At 40.4% G+C, this 21,114-nt stretch carries 18 protein-coding genes; 5 read left to right on the forward strand and 13 right to left on the reverse strand.

The genetic code is table 11. The annotated features are described in order from the left end of the window. Positions 1–3: 3 nt before the first annotated feature. The 12 genes from QT76_RS00935 to QT76_RS00990 all read right to left on the reverse strand — a co-directional run bounded on the left by QT76_RS00935 (position 4) and on the right by QT76_RS00990 (position 13,141). Positions 4–390, reverse strand: a complete 387-nt coding sequence (locus tag QT76_RS00935; RefSeq protein WP_033616193.1) for a diacylglycerol kinase — start codon at positions 388–390, stop codon at positions 4–6. Then, complete coding sequence (locus QT76_RS00940) at positions 383–1,396, reverse strand: hypothetical protein (RefSeq protein WP_050578738.1); 1,014 nt, start codon at positions 1,394–1,396, stop codon at positions 383–385. The genes QT76_RS00935 and QT76_RS00940 overlap by 8 nt, the downstream gene beginning before the upstream one ends. A gap of 24 nt (positions 1,397–1,420) precedes the next feature. After that, positions 1,421–1,612, reverse strand: coding sequence for a hypothetical protein (locus QT76_RS00945; protein ID WP_033616195.1), 192 nt, complete (start codon positions 1,610–1,612; stop codon positions 1,421–1,423). Between the two features lie 202 nt (positions 1,613–1,814). Next, positions 1,815–2,315: an acetone carboxylase subunit gamma gene (locus tag QT76_RS00950; RefSeq protein WP_033593078.1), complete on the reverse strand. Its 501-nt coding sequence runs from the start codon at positions 2,313–2,315 to the stop codon at positions 1,815–1,817. Between the two features lie 16 nt (positions 2,316–2,331). Next, positions 2,332–4,629: a hydantoinase B/oxoprolinase family protein gene (locus QT76_RS00955; protein WP_033616196.1), complete on the reverse strand. Its 2,298-nt coding sequence runs from the start codon at positions 4,627–4,629 to the stop codon at positions 2,332–2,334. An 11-nt stretch (positions 4,630–4,640) separates the two neighbouring features. Continuing rightward, positions 4,641–6,782 (reverse strand): hydantoinase/oxoprolinase family protein, encoded by a 2,142-nt coding sequence (locus tag QT76_RS00960; protein WP_033616197.1) that lies wholly within the window; start codon positions 6,780–6,782, stop codon positions 4,641–4,643. Positions 6,783–7,028: 246 nt separating this feature from the next. Then, positions 7,029–8,030 carry a lipid A deacylase LpxR family protein gene (locus QT76_RS00965; protein ID WP_033616198.1) on the reverse strand — a complete coding sequence of 334 codons (1,002 nt, stop codon included), beginning with the start codon at positions 8,028–8,030 and terminating at the stop codon, positions 7,029–7,031. A 128-nt stretch (positions 8,031–8,158) separates the two neighbouring features. Continuing rightward, positions 8,159–9,523, reverse strand: a complete 1,365-nt coding sequence (locus QT76_RS00970) for a TIGR00366 family protein (protein ID WP_033616199.1) — start codon at positions 9,521–9,523, stop codon at positions 8,159–8,161. Between the two features lie 19 nt (positions 9,524–9,542). Further along, positions 9,543–10,166 carry a 3-oxoacid CoA-transferase subunit B gene (locus QT76_RS00975; RefSeq protein WP_001206265.1) on the reverse strand — a complete coding sequence of 208 codons (624 nt, stop codon included), beginning with the start codon at positions 10,164–10,166 and terminating at the stop codon, positions 9,543–9,545. After that, the gene (locus QT76_RS00980; protein ID WP_033616200.1) at positions 10,163–10,861 is read right to left on the reverse strand and encodes a CoA transferase subunit A; all 699 of its coding nucleotides are present in this window, start codon (positions 10,859–10,861) and stop codon (positions 10,163–10,165) included. The genes QT76_RS00975 and QT76_RS00980 overlap by 4 nt, the downstream gene beginning before the upstream one ends. 10 nt (positions 10,862–10,871) lie before the next feature. Further along, on the reverse strand, positions 10,872–12,047 hold the full coding sequence (locus QT76_RS00985) for an acetyl-CoA C-acetyltransferase (protein WP_033616202.1): 1,176 nt from the start codon (positions 12,045–12,047) through the stop codon (positions 10,872–10,874). 281 nt (positions 12,048–12,328) lie between these two features. Continuing rightward, positions 12,329–13,141 carry a 3'-5' exonuclease gene (locus tag QT76_RS00990; protein WP_033616203.1) on the reverse strand — a complete coding sequence of 271 codons (813 nt, stop codon included), beginning with the start codon at positions 13,139–13,141 and terminating at the stop codon, positions 12,329–12,331. 137 nt (positions 13,142–13,278) lie between these two features. Between QT76_RS00990 and feoB the strand changes: the two genes are divergently transcribed. Next, complete coding sequence (feoB, locus tag QT76_RS00995) at positions 13,279–15,207, forward strand: ferrous iron transport protein B (RefSeq protein ID WP_033616224.1); 1,929 nt, start codon at positions 13,279–13,281, stop codon at positions 15,205–15,207. Positions 15,208–15,461: 254 nt separating this feature from the next. Beyond that, complete coding sequence (locus tag QT76_RS01000) at positions 15,462–17,765, forward strand: TonB-dependent receptor family protein (protein ID WP_033616204.1); 2,304 nt, start codon at positions 15,462–15,464, stop codon at positions 17,763–17,765. Between the two features lie 38 nt (positions 17,766–17,803). On the opposite strand, the gene fliP is transcribed toward QT76_RS01000, so the two are convergent. After that, positions 17,804–18,550 (reverse strand): flagellar type III secretion system pore protein FliP, encoded by a 747-nt coding sequence (gene fliP / locus QT76_RS01005; protein WP_001210289.1) that lies wholly within the window; start codon positions 18,548–18,550, stop codon positions 17,804–17,806. Positions 18,551–18,646: 96 nt separating this feature from the next. Between fliP and glmU the strand changes: the two genes are divergently transcribed. From glmU to QT76_RS01020, 3 genes are all read left to right on the forward strand, one after another. After that, a complete protein-coding gene (glmU, locus tag QT76_RS01010; protein WP_033616205.1) occupies positions 18,647–19,948 on the forward strand; it encodes a bifunctional UDP-N-acetylglucosamine diphosphorylase/glucosamine-1-phosphate N-acetyltransferase GlmU in 1,302 nt (433 codons plus the stop codon). A 215-nt stretch (positions 19,949–20,163) separates the two neighbouring features. Further along, on the forward strand, positions 20,164–20,499 hold the full coding sequence (locus QT76_RS01015; RefSeq protein ID WP_033616206.1) for a hypothetical protein: 336 nt from the start codon (positions 20,164–20,166) through the stop codon (positions 20,497–20,499). A gap of 39 nt (positions 20,500–20,538) precedes the next feature. Continuing rightward, positions 20,539–21,045, forward strand: a complete 507-nt coding sequence (locus QT76_RS01020) for a hypothetical protein (protein ID WP_033616207.1) — start codon at positions 20,539–20,541, stop codon at positions 21,043–21,045. The last annotated feature ends 69 nt before the right edge of the window (positions 21,046–21,114 follow it).

Genomic DNA, 21,114 nt, shown 5'->3' on the forward strand with positions numbered 1-21,114 from the left:
AATTTAATTAAAATAAAGCGTTATAAGATAGCGCCCCCAAATCAAAGCCCAAAAAATAAGCCCTATCAGTTGGGCTGAACTGGCCATGTCTTTAGCCTTTTTGGCTAAAGGGTGGAACTCTGTGCTGGTAAAATCCACAGCCTTTTCAATAGAGCTATTGATGAGTTCAACCACCACCGATAAAAAACAAGGCGCAATCAATAGCCCCCATTCTAAAAAATCTTTAGCTAGATAGCTCGCTAGAGCGATACAAAAAAGAGCCAAGACGATGATTTGCCTGAACGCACTCTCTTCAACCCATGCGCATTTAAGCCCGTCTTTAGAATAAAAAAGGGCTTTAAAAAGGCGTTTAAACCCTTTAGCTTTGGGGGGGACTTTGAAATCACTCATGGCTTATTTTGTAAGATTGAAAGAAATTCACGCTAAGGCTTTCTAACAAGGCGTTAAAAGTCAGCTTGGTGTTGTCTTTAGCTTGGGCGTTAAGAGCGATCTGGGATCGTTTGTCTTTAGCCATAGAAACAAAGGCTTGCAACAATCCTTTAAAATTTTGTTGGAGCTCTGCATTATCTTTAAAACGGGATTGGAACAAGGCTATAAAATAGTTTTCTAAAGAAGCCAACGCGCTTTCATAAGAAACGCTAGGGGTTTGAGATCGCAAGCTAAAATAAGGGGAAAAAAAGCCCAAACTCTCTTTATTTTGGTGGTAAAAGGCTTCCAAAAGGTTTTTAAGATGGTGCGCTTGGATAGAAACACTCAACTTTGGCGCTAAAAAACGCAGTTTGTCTTGCAACTCTTCTATGGCTTTAGCGTCTTTAGAACTCAAGGTTTTAAAAATATTTTTAAGGGAGAGATTTTCTTGAGTCTCCATTAAACCCTCTTGAAAAAAAGTGTAAGCAAGGATATTTTCCGCATTAGTCAAATCGCATTTTAAATTATCGTTTAAGGTTTTTTCATCTAAAGCGTTGAATTTTAAAGAGCAATTCAAACGCGTGGGTTTGAATTTTTCCAATAAGGCATTCAAGTTTTTTAAGGGGATTTGATGGATTTTTTGCTGAATATCTTGTTCTAAAATAGGGGATTGGATTTGAGAATGGACAGAAAGGATAAGGGAGCTTTTATCTAAAGAAAGGAGCTTAATACTCAAATTTTTAAAATCCATAATAGGGGAGTTTTGAGAGTCCAAAAAACGAAGCTCCTTAGAAACGCATGCGATTTTAAAAAACCCTTCGCATTCAAAAGGAGCGCCTGCAATCCCCATGCCCTTAATGTGGGGGCGTTGATCCAAATAAGCGTTAAGATAAGCGGTTAAAGATTTTTTAACCGACATGCTAGTGAAGAAGATAAACACCCCTAAAAGCACGCAAATTAAAGCCCCAATAACCACCATCCAAGACATGAATTTTTTAGTCAAAAACACCCTTTATTTTATTGAAAGTATAGTGATAGAACTCATAAAATGCGTTTTCTTATTTTGAGAAATACTGACAATATCCTGCAGTAATTTTCCACAATTTTCATCTTCCCAAGTGTGGTTTCGCTGGTGTACAAGGATAGAAAATATCGTGTTTGTTAGGGCAAAAAAGTCGTTAGCAACGCCTTGTGTTACTTTCATAGCTTTCCTTTTAGGTGGAATTAAAATTATACCTAGTATTAAATCAAAAAAAAGAAAAAGAGCTTAAAATTTTGAAAAAGTCCTAATTTGTGGCTGAATTTGTTGGGATTGAAAGAATTCGCTTGAGTTGAATTAACCCAAGCTTTTTATAAGTGTGTCAAAGAGGCATAAAGCCTCTTCATAAAAAAAGGATTGAGCGATTTTAGCGTCTTTCTGGGGGCTGTATGCCTAGCCAATCTTTATAGAATGTCTCTATATCAGGCTCAAAATCATGGATCACAGGATACCAAGGAGTCGGAGCTTCAACATCCAAAAGGATGCCGCAATCCGGGCAAATATACTCCCGATACACTTGCCAGTTAGTATCACTGGCTAAGAGTTTAGGATACACCTCTTCCATTTTTTCTGCTGTATCGCGCACATAGATGTTTGCATGCAATTTCCAGTTTTCTTCCGGGGCGCAGAACGCATGACCGCATGAACACTTAATGACCCATTTCTTTTGAGAATCTTGCACCACAAACAAATGCGGCCCCAAGGGTAAGACGATTTTGTCATCAAAATCTACCTTATCTTGCAATACCTTCAAATACATTTGAAACCTCTCATGATCTTTAGGCATGCTCAGCATCTTTAAGACAGTGTTCCAATCCAAGTTCCCCTCTACCAAATTTTTAATTTGTTCTTGTGTGTATTTTGACATGACCATTCTCCTTTCTTTATTTCTCATCAACCAACAGAACTGTGCGCACATCGGGCAATTTGCTCAAATCCATCCTGTATTTAGATCCATAGGTGAATACGCCAAGCTCATCTTCTTCCACAGTCCAATTCTTTGGCAAGTTCCAGAATGTTTTAAAATCATTCAAGAACCTAGGCGATAAATCAAAGCTAGTGGCATACATGTGCTTAACCTGTTTGGAAGCCTCTTTTTCAAGAATAGCGTTTCTTTCTTGCTCCATCCATTCTTTTACAGGGATGGATCTAGCCTTTCTGTTTTCAAGAATTTCTTTTCTTTTGGCTTTCGTTTTAGCTTCATCACCCACCCACACGCCGTCTTTATTCTGGCTCACAATCGCGCCATAAACCTTGTAAGCGTATTCTGGCAATAGCTGTTTGCTGTTTAGATCCTCTAAAATCGCATTCAAATCCCTTTCAATCGGATCGCCAAATCCAGGACCGCCTTTGATGTAATTCAAATACAAGTCGTAATTGTCAAAACAGTTCTCAGTGGTGATGCATTGCTTATCCCTTTTGACTTGAGATGAATGGGAAATGTGTTTTTCATAACCTCGATCAGTTGGGTTGAAATCGCCCCCTAAAGGCAAACTCGCATTATCTTTAATCCTATTTTCTAAGTTGGTGTTATGCGCTTCAAACCTATAACCACTGGCCGCTGGATAACCCCCCATCATACCCCAATCGCTATTCATATAGCCATTACCCATAAAGAACATGGTCCAATCATGCGCACCCCACACCATTCTTAAAGTTTCAAACCCGTTACCGCCTCGATATTTCCCATACCCACCGGTATTGGCTTTGACATTCCTACCCAAATAGAGGAGAGGTTCTGCCATTTCCCAGATTTCAATATCGCCCATATCGCCCTCTGGATTCCAAATAGCTGCTGCGTGATTCAAACCGTCTTTTATCGCACAAGCTCCAGTCCCACAAGAGCTCGTCTCAAAGCTATTCACCGCATGGATTTCCCCATCTTGGTTGATACCGCCACCTTGCAACCAGTTAGAAGTGTTAGCGTTCCCGGAATTAACTTCTTCTAAATACCCTCGGCTGTAATACGCTTGAGACAAGCCTCTCCACAAAGCACTCCAGCCTGATACCAAGAAATGCCACGCATAAGCATGCCCGGTGCGCCTGTCATCTGGATTCATCCAAGTCCCTTTTTTGAGTCTGAATTGAGTCGCGAAATAAGCGCCATCGTTGATGCGAGAAGTGGGTATTAAGGTTTGAGTCATCATCACCCAAATACCGCTAGTAAAGGACACTTGGTTGCAATTAAAAGAGTGCCATCCCCACCTGGACGCGCCATCAAAATCCAATTTCCATGTAGCGTCTTTATTGATAGTGATTTCCACTGGAGAGTGCATGATCGTGTCTAGCTTAGCAAATTCAGAGCACACGCCAATATCCTTATGTGCATAAGGCACATCCACAAAAGCGACCTTTCTATACTTGCCGGGTATGGTCATGGATTTGATCCTAGAGATAAGGCCTCTCCTCCCTTCTTCAATCACTTCATCAATAAATCGCATGTAAGAATCAATGCCGTCTTCTTTAATGACTTCCATCACTAAATCCCTAATCATATGGCATCCTGCAATCCTAGTCCTTTCATCTAGAATCCAATATTTAGGCGTGCGAACCGATCTTTGAGATTCATGCAACCAATCTTTAAAGCTCTCATCATTCGCCCCTGTCTTACGGCAAGTGATCATGTATCCATCCCCAAATCTTTGAACCTGCCCGGTACTCATCGATCCTGGAGTAACCGACCCAGTATCAATCACATGCGTAACACCGCCTACCCACCCAATCAATTTTTCATCGTGGAAAATAGGCACAAGAGTCATAATATCGCATGGGTGCACATTCCCAATCGCGCAGTCATTATTGGTGAAAATATCCTTATCATTGATGCCTGGGTTATCTTCCCAATTATTCTCTACCATGTATTTAATAGCCGATCCCATAGTGCCTACATGGATAATGATACCCGTAGAAGTCAGCACGCTATCGCCCACAGCGTTATAAAGCGTGAAGCACAATTCCCCCTCTTGCTCAACAATAGGGCTTGCCGCAATCCTTTTAGCCGTTTCTCTGGCATGCACGATACCGCCTCTTAATTTAGAGAACATTTTCTCATAACCGATCGGATCTCTTTCTTTAAACTCTAGTTTTTTGAGGCCATTATAATGCCCTGTTTTTTCTGTCCTGGCTAGGATTTCATCTCTAGCTTGTTTTAAAGTTTTGCCGTTTTTCAATAAATTTGCCATTTTGAACTCCTTTATTTAATTTCTTTCAAGTGGAACAATCGGTGTTTGTCTAGTCTTGTCGCAAAGCCCTTGGGTATCACGAAAGTGGTCGCATCTGATTCCACGATCGCAGGCCCTATAACTTCATTTCCAGGCAGTAACTTTTCCATGTGCCACACATCTGCATCCACCCATTTCTTATGACGATAGAATTTTCTAACGCCTATTTTGGCTTCTTTTGGAGGCGTAGCGCCATGCTCTTTTTCAACCGGAATCACAGGTTTTTGCGTAGCCACAACACCACGCATGATCACGCCGGTCACGCTAAAACCAAGCTCTGGAGAACACGCTGATTCAGAATAAACGCGAGCGTAGGTTTTTTCATATTCTTTGACAATCTCTTCCCAATCAGCCACGCTTGCAGCTTTTGACACAGGAGAAGTGATCTCTAAATCATTCAATTGCCCCATATACTGCATCCTGTATCCAGGTCTTAAGATCACATCTTTTTCAGAGAATCCATTGATCTTGAACTCTTCAATCACTTTAAGGGTCAATTCATCCCATGCGTCTTGAATGATCTTGCATGCCTCTATTTTGGACTCATCTGAAGAATACTGCGGAATGGCAATATCCACGCTCTTGTCGTACCTGTATTCAAAATCAGCGCAAGCGCAACCAAAAGCGCTAAATCCAGCCGCCCACGCAGGCACTACCACATCCTTAAACCCTAATCCTTCTGTATAGCCATAGGTATGCACAGGCCCCGCACCACCATACGAAAAGCACACAAAATCAGACGGGCTATACCCTTTAGCGCTAATATTGGATCGCAAGTATTCTTTAAGATCCAAATCAAGCAACTCAATCACACCTGCAGCCGCATCCTCTACGCTAATGCCTAGCGGATCAGCGATTTGCTCTTTAATGTGTTTTTTAGCCCTATCCACATCTAATTTGATCAAACCACCTAAGAAATTATCCGGGTTCAAATAGCCTAAAACAATGTGGCAATCGGTTACTGAAACCGTGTCTAAACCGCTGTCTTTCCAGCAAGTGCCAACTCTATACCCCGCGCTGTCAGGCCCTAGTTTGACCGATTGGCTGTGCGGATCAATGCGCACAAAACTCCCAGCACCCGCGCCAACAGAATCCATAGCCACAAGCGGTAGAGATAAAACAAGGCGCGCCATATCAGGGTCAGAAGCGATGTTAAAATTGCTCTTAACGATAAGCGCCATATCAAAGCTCGTGCCGCCAATATCGCTGCATGCAATATTGTCATAACCAAGCGTTTCGCCTAGCAATTTAGATCCAATCACGCCTCCAATAGGGCCGCTCACAATAGTCCTAGCGAGCTCTTTAGCTTTCCAACTAATGGTGCCTCCATGCGTTGCCATCACACGAAGATCGAATTTAGCGCCATGCTCTTTGAAGCGGTTACTGACTTTAGAGAGCGTTTGTCTGCTTGGCTCAGCCGCATAAGCTTCTAAGATAGTGGTGTTCATTCTGTGGCTTTCTTTTCTTTGAGGGTAGTAATCCACAGAAGCAAATACAGGAATATTTTTACCCAATTTTTCAATTTCTTTTAACGCTATGTCTCTAACAATCCGCTCGCTTTCAGCGTTTTTATGAGATTGCAACAAGCAAATCACAATGGCCTTTGCACCTGCTTCTAAAAGCTCTTTAACAGCGATTTTAACCTCTTCTTGACGCACTGGGATAACCACTTGCCCCTTGACATCGGTTCTTTCTGTAACGCCTCTAATCCTTTTTAAAGGAATCAGCGGATCATCATATTTGTGCGTGTTGATATGCAACCTTTCTTCTAGCGCATACCCCAAGTAAGATTGCAACGCCCTGCCCATAGAATGCATTTGCTCAAAACCCTTATTGCAAATCAGGCCCACTTCCATCCCGCGCCTTTGGACGACCCGATTGAGCATCGCCGTGCCTGAATACACGCAAGTGACCAACTCTGGATAAACCTTACTGACATCTGATTTCCAGTGCGATAAAGCGTCTTGTGAGCTATTATAAATAGCTAAGCTCTCATCTTCTGGGTTGCTTTGGGCTTTACCAACCACGAAACTGCCATTTTCTTTCACAAAAAACGTGTCCGTCATGGTGCCACCGGCATCAATACCCATCACCTGAACTTTTGCGTCTTTCATTTTTTAGACTCCTTGTATTAAAGTGTTGCTCGAGGTAACCTATCAAGGCAACCTATTCAAATTGTAGGACAAATTTAAAAATGGAAATCGTTTATTTCAAAGTTGTTTGTAACAAGGGAAAATTTGGTGTAATAAAGTGAAAAGTAGTAACAAGTTCATTCAAAACGCTACCGATATTCATCTTAAATTACCCAAAAATATCATATAAATATCATATAGGCAGAAAAACATTAAACTTATATTAAATCAAAAGGCGAAATTCAATTCTAATGTGCCGATCTGATGGTGCTTAGGCTGGGATTGAAAGGTTTTACTAATATCAGTGATCGTAAAAGCCACCCTGAGGCTACGCCACATCATAGCCGCTCCTATTTCACTGGCATAAACAAAGTATTCCAAATTAGCAATGCCCCTAGTTTCAGGGCTATTGCCCTGAATGAAGATGTTAAGAGGTTGGAAGCGCCCAAAAGCCCCTACAAAAAAATAGATGGAAAATTTATCGCTATAAGGCATGCCCCCATCAAAAGCGGTATTGACCTTATTGACACCATAATCAGCGTCCAAGTTATACCCAGCCCTAAAGAGCGAGCCGAGTTGGAAATAATCCCTCGCATTACCCAATTCCACATTAAACCCAGGCATTAACTCCATAGAAAAAAAACGAGTCTTTAAAAGAGGGACTTTTTTAAGCAATTGGTAGTGCAATTCAAAGATAAATTCGTTTTTGAGCTGCGTGTTCCAGCCATAAAATTGGGGGTCATGGCCCCATTTATGAATGAGACGCTGCGTTTGAGCGGCCAAAGAATCTTGCCCTGTCGTGCCTAAAGAAAGCGTGAATAACTCCATGAAAGTTTGATGGCGGTTATACACATTCAAATTCACCCGTAAATACCCCCCATAAGGGTGGTTATCATGCAAATGCACCAGTTTTCTGTTTTTAAGTGAGGGGGTATACATGTCTTGGGCGAGAGAAATACCAAAACGAGTAACCCTAGGGCTTTTATTGAAAAACCCTAAATACGAAGACCATTTCATCGCTTTATTTTTAGAAAAGTCAAATTCTTTAGTAGAAAAGCCTATTTGATTGCCTGCCGTGTAATACTCATCAATGTAAGGGTTGATATAACCATCATTTTCAGTCATCAAATTGATAGAATAGCGTTTAGAGGGCGTTAATGGGGTAGGAATATCCTCTTTTGCCCATGCAAACATTCCTAATGATAAACATAAAATAAATTTGAAAAACAAAACACTTCCTTAGGTTATTGTGGGGTTGGTTATTGTAACGAAATAAGACTTAATTACAAGGGCGTTTAAGAGATAAAAAGAGAAAACTTTACCCCATTGAAAAGAGCGTGGTTTTAGGCATAAAAAACTCACACTAAAAAATAAAACACCCCACACACGACTAAGCCTACAAAAATTAAAGTCAAAACGCAATAACCCATAATATCTTTAGCACCCAAACCGGCAATGGCTAAAGCGGGCAAAGCCCAAAAAGGCTGTATCATATTCGTCCAAGCGTCTCCCCAAGCGATAGCCATAGAAACCACGCCCGGATCCACCCCCAAGCTTTGGCCAGCTGGGAGCATGATAGGAGCTTGAATCGCCCATTGCCCTCCGCCTGATGGAATAAAAATATTGACAATCCCTGCGCTCAAAAAAGTCATGAGCGCGAAAGTTTTTTCATTAGCGATGTGCGTGAAAGCTAAAGAAAGCATTTGCGCTAAAGAATGACCTCCCACGCTATGGCTTGCCATCATCCCCATAATCCCGGCATAAAAAGGGAATTGCAATAAAATCCCAGCCACGCTCCTAGCGGAATAATTGATCGCTTTCACATAAGCCAAAGGGGTTTTATGCAACAAAATCCCTAAAAAAAGGAAAATCGTATTGACAATGTTTAAACCAAGCCCTCCTCCTTTAAAAAAATAAATACCCAAATACCCAAAACCCAAAAAAACCAAAAGATAAGAAAGCAAAGCGCTGTTTTCTAAAAAATGTGCGATCGTTTTGTCTTGTTGGTGGTCAATGAGTTCAATCTCTTTGTATTCGTCTTTTAAAAGCTTTGAATCAATCTCAACGATTTCTTCTTTTTTAGGGTGGATCATTGCCATTAAAAAGGGTAACCCTACAAGAATGATCCCTATAATGATTAAATTATAAGTAGAAAAAATCGTCTGACTGATAGGAATAGCTTTTTCAATCACCCCAGCACTCATTTTGGACAGATTTTCATTTTGGGTGGCAACGCTTAAAGGGATAGAGCCTGATAAACCCCCATGCCAGATGACAAAACCCGAATAAGCGCTAGCAATAAGCAGCCTGTAATCCACCCCTTTAACATTTTTGGCGATCTCTTTTGCAAAAATCGCACTGATCACTAATCCAAAACCCCAGTTGATCCAATTAGCGATTAACGATAAAAAAGTAACCAACCATAAAGCCGTGTAATACCCCTTAGGCAAAGACGCTAAGTATTTTAAAAGTTTTTGGACTAATTGAGCGCTAGCTAGAGCCTGACCCAACACCAAAATAAGGGCCATTTGCATAGAAAAACCTAAAAGCGTCCAAGCACCATTCCCCCAACTAGAAATGACAGACGAAGCGTCTTGCCCTGTCAAGCAATAAACAAGAACAAACACGATAAACGATAAAAGAGCGACCAAGACAAAGGAGTCCGGCAAACATTTAGACGCTAAAAACACGCACGCTGAAGTTAAATGCCTTAATAAAAACATAAACACCCCCTTTTATAAGCTATAAGTGCACTTCAAATTCAGCTTCTGTTTTTTCTTTCACTTGATCAAGGCTGACCCCCTCTTGCAATTCCACTAATTTCATGGCGTTATTGGAAAATTCAAACACCGCTAAATCCGTTATCAATTGATGCACCACGCCCTTTCCTGTTAAGGGTAAGGAGCATTCTTTTTTCACTTTAGACTCCCCATACTTGTTGCAATGTTCCATGATGACAATCACTTTTTTAGCGCCATGCACCAGATCCATAGCCCCTCCCATGCCCTTTATGAGCTTTTTAGGGATCATCCAATTAGCCAAATCCCCATTTTGTGAGACTTCCATCCCCCCTAAAATCGCTAAATCAATATGCCCCCCACGAATCATCGCAAACGAATCCGCGCTATTGAAAAACGAAGCGCCCGGCACCACGGTTACGGTTTCCTTTCCTGCGTTGATAAGATCCGCATCAACGCTCCCCTCTAAAGGGTAAGCGCCAATCCCTAATAACCCGTTCTCGCTTTGGAAAACGATATTCATCCCACTCACTTCATTAGCCACAAGCGTGGGCAATCCTATCCCTAAATTCACATACATGCCCTCTTTTAATTCCTTTGCCGCTCTTTTAATGATAGCCTCTCTCATTTCGCGCTCCTTGTCGTGATTTTTTCTATCCGTTTTTCAAATTTCTCGCCTTTATAGATGTGTTGCACATAGATTCCTGGCAAGTGTATTTCATCTGGGTCTAATTCCCCGGCCGGGACAATTTCTTCCACTTCAGCGACGCATATTTTTGCCGCTATCGCGCACAAGGGATTAAAATTCCTGGCTGTCTTTCTGAACACCAAATTCCCAAGAGTGTCGCTTTTATAAGCTTTGATAAGCCCATAATCGCCCGTTATGGCTCTTTCTAAAATATACTCCTTGCCGTTAAATTCCCTTGATTCCTTGCCTTGAGCGATCAAAGTCCCAACACCGGTTGGGGTGTAGTAAGCGGGTATCCCAGCCCCTCCAGCGCGCAAGTTTTCAGCTAGCGTGCCTTGTGGTGTCAAAACGACTTCAATTTCTCCATTCAACATTTGCGATTCAAAAATCTTATTCTCCCCCACATACGAAGCGATAATCTTTTTAATCTGTTTTTTTTCTAAAAGAATGCCAAGCCCAAAGTCATCAACGCCGCAATTATTGCTCACGACAACCAAATCCTTAATGCCTTTCTTATAAATGTAATCAATGGCGTATTCGGGTATCCCGCACAGCCCAAAACCGCCCACTAAAATAGTATCCCCATCTTTTAATGCACTCAATGCTTTGTCTAAATCGGTTATAACCTTGTTCATCTCATTCTCCTTATTTTTGTTCAACTACCACTGATAGCCCTTGACCGCCACCCACGCACAATGACGCGCAACCCACGCCATGCCCGCTCCTTTTCATTTCATGCAATAAAGTTACCAAGATCCTAGCGCCGCTCGCGCCAATAGGGTGGCCAATGGCTATCGCACCTCCATTCACATTCACGATATTGGGGTTTAATTCAAGCTCTTTTAACACGGCTAGGCTTTGCGCGGCAAAGGCTTCATTGAGTTCAAAAAGATTGATGTTATTGAGATTCATTTTGACATTTTTAAGGTTGTTTTTAATCGCAATACTAGGGCATATACCCATTATATCCGGACTGCAACCACCCAAACCAAACCCCTTAATAGTCGCCATGGTTTTTAACCCCAATGTTTGCGCTTTTTTAGCGCTGCATAAAATGATAATACTCGCGCCATCATTGATCCCTGATGAATTCCCCGCCGTTACCGATCCGTCTTTTTTGAAAGCGGGTTTGAGCTTTGCAAGGGATTCTAGCGTCGTGTCTCTAGGGTATTCATCTTCTTTAAAAACCACCACGCCTTTTTTATTCGCTATTTCAATAGGCGTGATTTCTTCTTGGAATTTCTTTGCATTAATGGCGGCTCTTGCTTTGAGTTGCGATTGGAGTGCGAAATTATCTTGATCTTCTCGGCTTATGTGGTATGCTTGAGCGACATTATCAGCGGTGATCCCCATGTGGTAATCATTGAACGCATCCCATAGCCCGTCATGTATCATGGAATCTATCATGTTCGCATTCCCCATTCTTTTCCCCTCTCGCATATCAAACGACAAATAGGGTGCTTTGCTCATGTTCTCCACGCCACCACACACCACCACCTCATCGCGCCCAAGCATGATGGCATCATGCGCTAATTGAATGGCTTTCATTGACGATCCACAAACCATATTGACGCTAAAAGCGTTTTTGTCATTAGGGATGCCAGCGTCCAGTTGGATCTGCCTGGCGATATTTTGACCCAAACCGGCACCTAAAACATTGCCTAAAATGACAGAATCCACATCGCTAGGCTTAAGGCCGCTCGCATTCAAAGCGTCTTTAAGCACATAAACACCCATTTCTCTAGCGCCCACGCTCTTTAAAGAGCCTAGAAAACTCCCCACCGCACTCCGCTTTGCCGCCACTATAACCACTTCATTCATGTCTTTGCCTTTAAGTTGATTTATCAGTCATAGTATCACTTTTAGGTGATTGACACCCTAACAGGTTTGATTTTATTTTAGGTTTTGTTTTGGATTGAGGGAGATCCGTTTATTTTTTTCTCAAAAATATTATTCTTATCGTTCAATGATTATTGCACAATACAGCTTCAAGTGTGGACCTAAAATCAAGCAGATATGCACTTTAGGCTCATGTTTCTCTAACACTTTAAAAAATTTCTTTCTAAGCAGTCTTTGCCTAGTTTCAGGGTTTTAATAGAATTTTAAGCAAACTCCCTAATCTCTTTCTCTAAAGCGTTAATAAAAACGCTTGAATAGGATTTTTCTTTAGGGAATTTGGCTAAAAAATCATTCAATAGTCCAAGGTATTGCTCCTTATTTAAAGCCCCTTTCAGCACTTCGTATTTTAAAAAAAGCCAGTAAGTGTTAAGCACATCGCTTTGGCAATAGCCATCAATAATGCCTTTTTTCTCCTTTTGGCTTAAATGGGGGTTGTAATAAATCGCATGCACTAAATCCCCGCTCACATCAAATTTACCAGGAATATTCATCATAGAGCAAACACCATTTAGATTCAACCCCCTAACGGATCCATAATGGCTCAAGCTATCCATTAGATCCAAATGAAACTGCTCGCTATAACGCGCGCGGTAATTCTCCCATTTGTTTTCTTGGCTATAAAAGGCGTCTAAAGTTAAATTGTATTTAAGGGCTTTGAGCGTGAGTAGGGGCATATCAAAACCTCTGCCATTGAAGCTTATTAAGCGCGGTTGCTTTTCGTTAAAGTATCTAAAAAAGTCTTCTAAAAGCTCTTTTTCGCTTGTAAAACCCTCTTTATTCTCGTGTTTTTGCCCAAAATTCCCCACTTTGATAAACTGCCCGTAATCATCGCCAATGACTGCTGCAATAGAGATGATTTCATGCAAATAAAGAGGCAAAAACTCGCTCCCGCTTTTTTCTTTTTGCTTTTCAAAACTCCATTCACAGATTTTTAGCGCATCATTTTCTTCTAATTGGAAATGCTCTTTACACAAGCTCACGCTAGGAATGGTTTCTATATCAAACACGCACAACATCACACGCTCCTTTCACATTTTGACATTCTTGTCTCGCTTTTATTATATAACAATTAGTCTTATAGCGCTATAGTGCCAACTTTTAATATCAAAACGATATAACCAAAAATTAAAAAAACTTATTTGGAGAATTGGAAGTGAAAGAAATCACTATCGCCCTTGTGGGCCAGCCTAATGTGGGGAAATCATCCCTCATCAACGCTTTGAGTAACGCCCATTTGAAAGTGGGGAATTTTGCCGGGGTTACCGTGGATAAAATGGAAGTGGGTTTGATCCACAAAGAGCATCAAATCACTATCATTGATTTACCTGGCACTTACGCGCTCAATGATTTCACCACTGAAGAAAAGGTTACTAAAGATTTTTTAGAAAAAGGGCAATACGATCTCATTCTTAATGTGGTGGATTCCACCAATTTAGAGCGTAATTTAGCCTTAAGCACACAGCTATTAGACACGAATAAAAAAATGCTACTCGCGCTCAACATGTGGGATGAGGCGCAAAAAGAAGGCATTAAAATTGATACAGGAAAGCTCTCGAAAGAATTAGGGGTTGTGTGCGTGCCAACAAGCGCAAGATCCAAAGAAGATCGCTTGAACACCGAGCTTTTATTAGACGAAATTGTCAGGCTTTATTCTCAAAACACTGCAAATAATGAAAGCATCAAAGTCCCGTCTCAAAGCTTTAAGGAGTCTTTAAAATACAGCCAGAGCGCTCAAAGAATCGCTAAATTAGTAATCAGTGAAAACAAACAAAATGCGAGTTTTGAACACACTTATAAGATTGATAAGATTTTAATGCACCCGCGTTATGGGATTTTCATTTTTTTAGGGTTCATGTTTATCATTTTTTCCTTGAGCTTTTTAATAGGAGGGGGAGTGCAAAAAGCGCTTGAAGCAGGGTTTAAATTTTTGAGCGATAGTATTAAAGAAAATGTGGCTAATGAAGATTTAGCGTCTTTGGTGGGCGATGGCATTATTGGGGGAGTGGGAGCGACAGTTTCATTCTTGCCTTTAATTGTGGTGTTGTATTTTGGGATTTCTTTACTAGAGACGACAGGCTATATGAGTAGGGTAGCGTTTTTGTTAGATGGGATCTTGCATAAGTTTGGTTTGCATGGGAAGAGTTTTATCCCTTTAATCACCGGTTTTGGCTGCTCAGTGCCTGCTTACATGGCGACAAGAACCTTACAAAACTATAACGAACGATTGATCACGCTTTTTGTGATCGGGTTTATGAGCTGCTCGGCAAGGCTGCCTATTTATGTGCTGTTTGTAGGGTCGTTTTTCCCTTCTTCAAGCGCGGGGTTTGTGCTGTTTTGCATTTATATTTTGGGGGCGGTTGTGGCGTTAGTGATGGCAAAATTACTCAAATTAAGCGTGTTTAAAGGACAAACCGAATCTTTTATCATGGAAATGCCCAAATACCGCTTTCCCAGTTGGAGAATGGTCTATTTCAGTATCTACACCAAATCGCTTTCTTACCTTAAAAAGGCCGGGACTTATATTTTAGTGGGAGCGATTTTAATCTGGTTTATGTCTCAATACCCTAAAAGCGATGCGGCCATGAAAACTTATAAACAAGAAAGCTTATTAGTGGATAAAAACACCGCTCTTTCAAGCGAAGCTAAAGAAGAAAAATTAAAAGAATTAAAAGCAGAATTGGATAAAAAGAATTTAAAAAACAGCATTGTAGGAAGAGGCGGGGCGTATTTAGAAAAAGTCTTTAGCCCTATGGATTTTGATTGGCGTTTGAGTGTGTCGCTTGTAACCGGATTTATGGCTAAAGAGGTGGTGGTTTCTACTTTGGGCGTGTTGTTTTCTTTAGGGGATCAAAATGAAAAATCTGACGCTTTTAGAGAAATTTTAAGAAAAGAAGTCAGCGTGCCTAGCGGGATCGCTTTTATCGTGTTTGTGATGTTTTATATCCCTTGTTTTGCAGCGACCATTACTTTTGGTAGGGAAGCTGGGGGGATAAAGTTTGTAGCGTATTTATTCATCTTCACAACCGTTGTAGCGTATGCGTTTTCCTTGATAGCTTTTTATGTAACCCAAATTTTGGTTTAAAGGCTAGCTATAAAGGGTTAAAAACCCTTTATTTGTTTAAAATTCACCCTATTAGAAATATTAAAAAATTTTTATTTTTCTTTATATCCCAATCCTTTCTATCAACATTCGCATTAATCGGCATTTTTGATAAAAAAGTCATTAATATTATCTAAATAATAATTTTTTAAAAATTTAAGCTAAAACTAATAATGGTTATTATAAATTACACCTTGTTGTAAAAAAGAACATTTTTCATAAAAGGTGGTAGGTAAATGAAAAGAGTTTTAGTCTCTTTGGTTGTTTTGAGTCATAGCGCGCATGCTGTCAAAACTCATAATTTGGAAAGGGTAGAAGCTTCAGGGGTGGCTAACGATAAAGAAGCGCCTTTAAGCTGGAGGAGCAAGGAAGTTAGAAATTATATGGGTTCTCGCACGGTGATTTCTAACAAGCAACTCACTAAAAGCGCCAATCAAAGCATTGAAGAAGCTTTGCAAAATGTGCCGGGCGTGCATATTAGAAACTCTACAGGTATTGGAGCTGTGCCTAGCATTTCCATTAGGGGGTTTGGTGCGGGAGGCCCAGGGCATTCTAATACGGGAATGATTCTAGTCAATGGGATTCCTATTTATGTCGCGCCCTATGTTGAAATTGGCACGGTTATTTTTCCTGTAACCTTTCAATCTGTGGATAGAATCAGCGTAACTAAGGGTGGGGAGAGCGTGCGTTATGGCCCTAACGCTTTTGGCGGTGTGATCAACATTATCACCAAAGGCATTCCTACCAAGTGGGAAAGTCAAGTGAGCGAGAGGACCACTTTTTGGGGCAAATCTGAAAATGGGGGGTTTTTCAATCAAAATTCTAAAAACATTGATAAAAGCTTAGTTAATAACATGCTTTTTAACACCTATTTAAGAACGGGGGGTATGATGAATAAGCATTTTGGAATCCAAGCTCAAGTCAATTGGCTCAAAGGGCAAGGGTTTAGATACAACAGCCCTACCAACATTCAAAACTACTTGCTAGATTCGTTGTATCAAATCAATGATAGCAATAAAATCACTGCTTTTTTTCAATATTACAGCTATTTTTTAACAGACCCTGGGTCTTTAGGTATAGCTGCCTATAATGAAAATCGTTTTCAAAATAACCGCCCTAATAACGATAAAAGCGGGAGAGCGAAGCGATGGGGAGCTGTGTATCAAAACTTTTTTGGGGATACCGATAAAATAGGGGGGGATTTCACTTTCAGTTACTATGGGCATGACATGTCAAGGGATTTTAAATTTGATTCTAACTATTTAAATGTCAATACCAATCCTAAATTAGGCCCTGTTTATACCAATCAAAATTATCCAGGATTTTTTATTTTTGATCATTTAAGGCGTTATGTGATGAACGCTTTTGAGCCTAATTTGAACTTAGTCGTCAATACCAATAAAGTTAAGCAAACTTTTAATGTGGGCATGCGCTTTATGACGATGGACATGTTCATTAGATCCGATCAAAGCACATGCGAAAAATCAGATATTATTGATGGGGTGTGCCACATGCCCCCATATGTTCTTTCTAAAAAGCCTAGTAACAATCAAGAAATGTTTAACAACTATACAGCGGTATGGTTGAGCGATAAAATAGAACTTTTTGATTCTAAATTGGTGATAACTCCAGGGCTTAGATACACCTTTTTAAACTACGATAACAAAGAGCCAGAAAAGAACGATTTTTCCGTATGGACTAGTAAAAAACAGCGTCAAAACGAATGGAGTCCCGCCCTTAACATTGGCTATAAACCTATGGAAAATTGGATATGGTATGCGAACTACCGCCGCAGTTTTATCCCCCCACAACACACAATGGTAGGCATTACTAGGACTAATTACAACCAAATTTTTAATGAAATTGAAGTGGGGCAACGCTATAGTTATAAAAATCTATTGAGCTTTAATACCAATTATTTTGTGATTTTTGCCAATCGTTACTATGCGGGAGGCTATAGCCCACAGCCTGTGAATGCTAGGAGTCAAGGGGTGGAATTGGAATTGTATTACGCGCCGATTAGGGGTTTGCAATTTCATGTGGCTTACACTTACATTGATGCGCGCATTACTTCTAACGCTGATGATATTGCTTATTATTTTACAGGCATTGTCAATAAACCCTTTGATATTAAAGGGAAGCGTTTGCCTTATGTGAGCCCTAACCAATTCATATTTGACATGATGTATACTTACAAGCACACGACTTTTGGAATTAGTAGTTATTTTTATAGCCGCGCTTATAGTTCTATGCTCAATCAGGCCAAAAGCCAAACCGTGTGCTTGCCCTTAAACCCAGAATACACGGGGGGGTTAGAGTATGGTTGTAATTCAGTGGGGTTATTGCCCTTGTATTTTGTGTTGAACGTTCAAGTAAGCTCAGTCTTATGGCAAAGCGGTAGGCATAAAATCACAGGGAGTTTGCAAATCAATAACCTTTTTAACATGAAGTATTATTTTAGGGGGATTGGCACAAGCCCTACAGGAAGAGAACCCGCGCCAGGGCGATCCATTACAGCGTATTTGAATTATGAGTTTTAAACTGGTTTCAAGCTTTTATAGCTTGAATGTTTTTAATATTAAACCATTTTAAAACTCGCTACTAAATTTTCGGTCAATAAATTAAACCCATCCACCAGAATAAACACTAAAATTTTAAAAGGCAGAGAAATCATTACAGGCGGGAGCATCATCATACCCATCGCCATTAAAATAGAGCTGATAACCATATCAATCACCAAAAAAGGCAAGTAGAGTAAAAAGCCGATTTGAAACGCTGTTTTCAATTCGCTTATCATAAACGCCGGGATTAAAACGCTCAAGCTCACATCATTAGGGGTTTTAGGGTTAGGCAAATTCCTAATCCTAAAAAAAAGCGCTAGATCCTTTTCTCGTGTGTTTTTAAGCATGAATTCCTTGAAAGGCAGAGCACTTTTTTCAAACGCTTCGGTGTAAGAAATCTTTTTATCCATATAAGGCTTAATCCCTGTATCATAAGCCTTTTTCAAACTAGGTTCCATGATAAAAAAAGTCAATATCAAAGAGAGCGAGACTAGAATTTGGGTGGGGGGGGTTTGTTGCGTGCCTAAAGCGGTCCTTAAAAAAGAAAACACCACGATCAAACGGGTGAAACTCGTCATCACTAAAATCAACGATGGGGCTAAAACTAAAAGCGTGAGCAGGGCGATGACATTAAGGGTGGTTACAAGCTGTTTAGGATCATTAGGAGCGTTTAAAGAGAGATTGACGCTAGGCAAAGCGCTATCAGCGCTCATTAAAGGGCATATTAAAGGGCAAATGAGAATTAAAAAAATAAAAAAACGCAAATTCTAGCCTTAAATCTTTAATAAAAAACAAAGTCAAATTATAAGATAAGGCATGTTAAAATTCCCTAAAATAACCCCATAAATTGAAGGATTTTAATGCTTTCTGTAATCATACTGGCCGCTGGTAAAGGCACTCGCATGCATTCTAGCCTGCCTAAAACTTTGCACACCCTTTGCGGAGAGCCTATGTTGTTTTACATTTTAGAAGTGGCTTTTTCAATCAGCGATGATGTGCATCTTGTCTTACACCACCAACGAGAACGCATTAAAGAAGCGGTGTTGGAGCGTTTTAAGGGCGTAATCTTTCACGCTCAAATCGTGGAAAAATATTCAGGGACAGGTGGGGCTATCATGCAAGAAGATAAAACGCCTATCCCTACAAAACATGAGCGGGTTTTGATTTTGAATGCGGACATGCCCTTAATCACTAAAGACGCTCTCGCCCCCTTATTAGAAAGCAAGAATAACGCCATAGGTTTACTGCATTTAGCTGACCCTAAAGGTTATGGGCACGTTATTTTAGAAAACCATCAGGTTAAAAAGATTGTAGAAGAAAAGGACGCTAATGATGAAGAAAAAGAAATTAAAAGCGTGAATGCTGGCGTGTATTTTTTTGAAAGAAAGTTTTTAGAAAGATACTTGCCCAAGCTTAATGACCAAAACGCCCAAAAAGAATACTACCTCACGGATTTAATCGCTCTAGGAATCAATGAAAACGAAACAATTGACGCTATTTTCTTAGAAGAAGAGTGTTTTTTAGGGGTGAATAGCCAAACAGAAAGGGCGAAAGCTGAAGAAATCATGCTAGAAAGGTTGCGAAAAAACGCCATGGACTTGGGGGTAGTGATGCAATTACCTAGTAGTATTTATTTAGAAAAAGGCGTGAGTTTTAAGGGGGAGTGCGTTTTAGAGCAAGGGGTGCGTTTGATTGGGAATTGTTTGATAGAAAACGCACGCATTAAGGCTTATAGCGTGATAGAAGAGAGTCAAATTGTTAATAGCAGCGTGGGGCCGTTTGCCCATGCGCGCCCTAAAAGCGTGATTTGTGATAGCCATGTGGGGAATTTTGTAGAGACTAAAAACGCCAAACTTCAAGGCGCTAAAGCAGGGCATTTGAGCTATTTAGGGGATTGTGAGATAGGGAAAAACACAAATGTAGGGGCTGGCGTGATCACTTGCAATTATGATGGTAAAAAGAAACACCAAACGATTATCGGTGAAAATGTCTTTATAGGGAGCGATAGCCAGTTAGTCGCCCCCATAAATATCGGCTCTAATGTCTTAATCGGCAGCGGCACCACCATCACTAAAGACATTCCTAGCGGTTCGTTAAGCCTTTCACGCGCCCCTCAAACCAACATTGAAAACGGGTATTTTAAGTTTTTTAAGAAGCCTTAATTTGTTTGAATAATGAAAAATCCTAAAATATTATAATCATTTACTTTAATCCTGTAATTTGTGAATAAACAAAACACTTATTGAGCTTCTTGTGATCTTTTGCCGATCTGTAACAATTCTCTTAATGCGATTGTGGTATAAATATTCTTATCAAGGTGTGCCAAACATGCCTTGAATCTCAATTTTTGAATCTCAATTTTATGAAAGGATTTGTTATGAGTGGATTAAGAACATTTAGTTGTGTAGTGGTTTTATGCGGTGCAATGGCTAATGTGGCTATAGCTAGTCCTAAAATAGAGGCAAGGGGTGAATTAGGCAAATTTTTAGGAGGAGCTGTTGGAAATTTTGTTGGTGATAAAATGGGCGGATTTGTTGGTGGTGCAATAGGAGGATATATTGGGTCTGAAGTAGGCGATAGGGTAGAAGATTATATCCGTGGCGTTGATAGAGAGCCTCAAACTAGAGAGCCTCAGACTAGAGAACCACAAACCCCAAGAGAACCTATCCGTGATCTTTATGATTACGGCTATAGTTTTGGGCATGCTTGGTGATCTTAAATGAGCCAAGGTGATGGGGGGGAAGGAAATAACATGGATACTACAAAAGAGAACTTGAATGGCTCAAAAGAGCGTTTGAGCGATTTGGAATATCGATGGGCAATGGCTCTAGTCTATGGAGGATGTATCTCCATAACCACTAGGATTTTTTATGACATAAATGGTTCAGCTAGCGATCCGCTTTTTGACCCTAAATACAGCTATTATGTGTGGTTAGTGGGTCTAATAGCGGCTTTGTTGTCTAATCTCTTGTTTAATCCTAAAGGCAGGTCGGTAGGTTATTTAATGATTGAAACTTGGCAAGGGTTCCCCAAGTTTTTTAAAGCCATTTTTAAGGCTAGGTTTTTTGGTGCGTTTTATGACGCTGTGTTAGGGGCAAGACTAAGGGATTTTTATTTGATGCTTTTAACGATACCCTTTATTATCGCTATGCATGAAATTTCGGCGTATTGTGGGCATCCTAGCAATCTCCTTGTAGAGGGTTTGGTCATTTTAGGGTTTCAAGGTTTTCTTAAGCTTTGCGCTAAATGGGGGTGGTGATTTAATCCAATGCAATTAAATGGAGGGGGTATAAAAAAATTAAAAAACCTTAAAACCCATTCTCATTAA

The sequence above is a fragment of the Helicobacter pylori SA37A genome (genome assembly GCF_000476015.1).
GTDB classification, from domain to species: Bacteria; Campylobacterota; Campylobacteria; order Campylobacterales; family Helicobacteraceae; genus Helicobacter; species Helicobacter pylori_DB.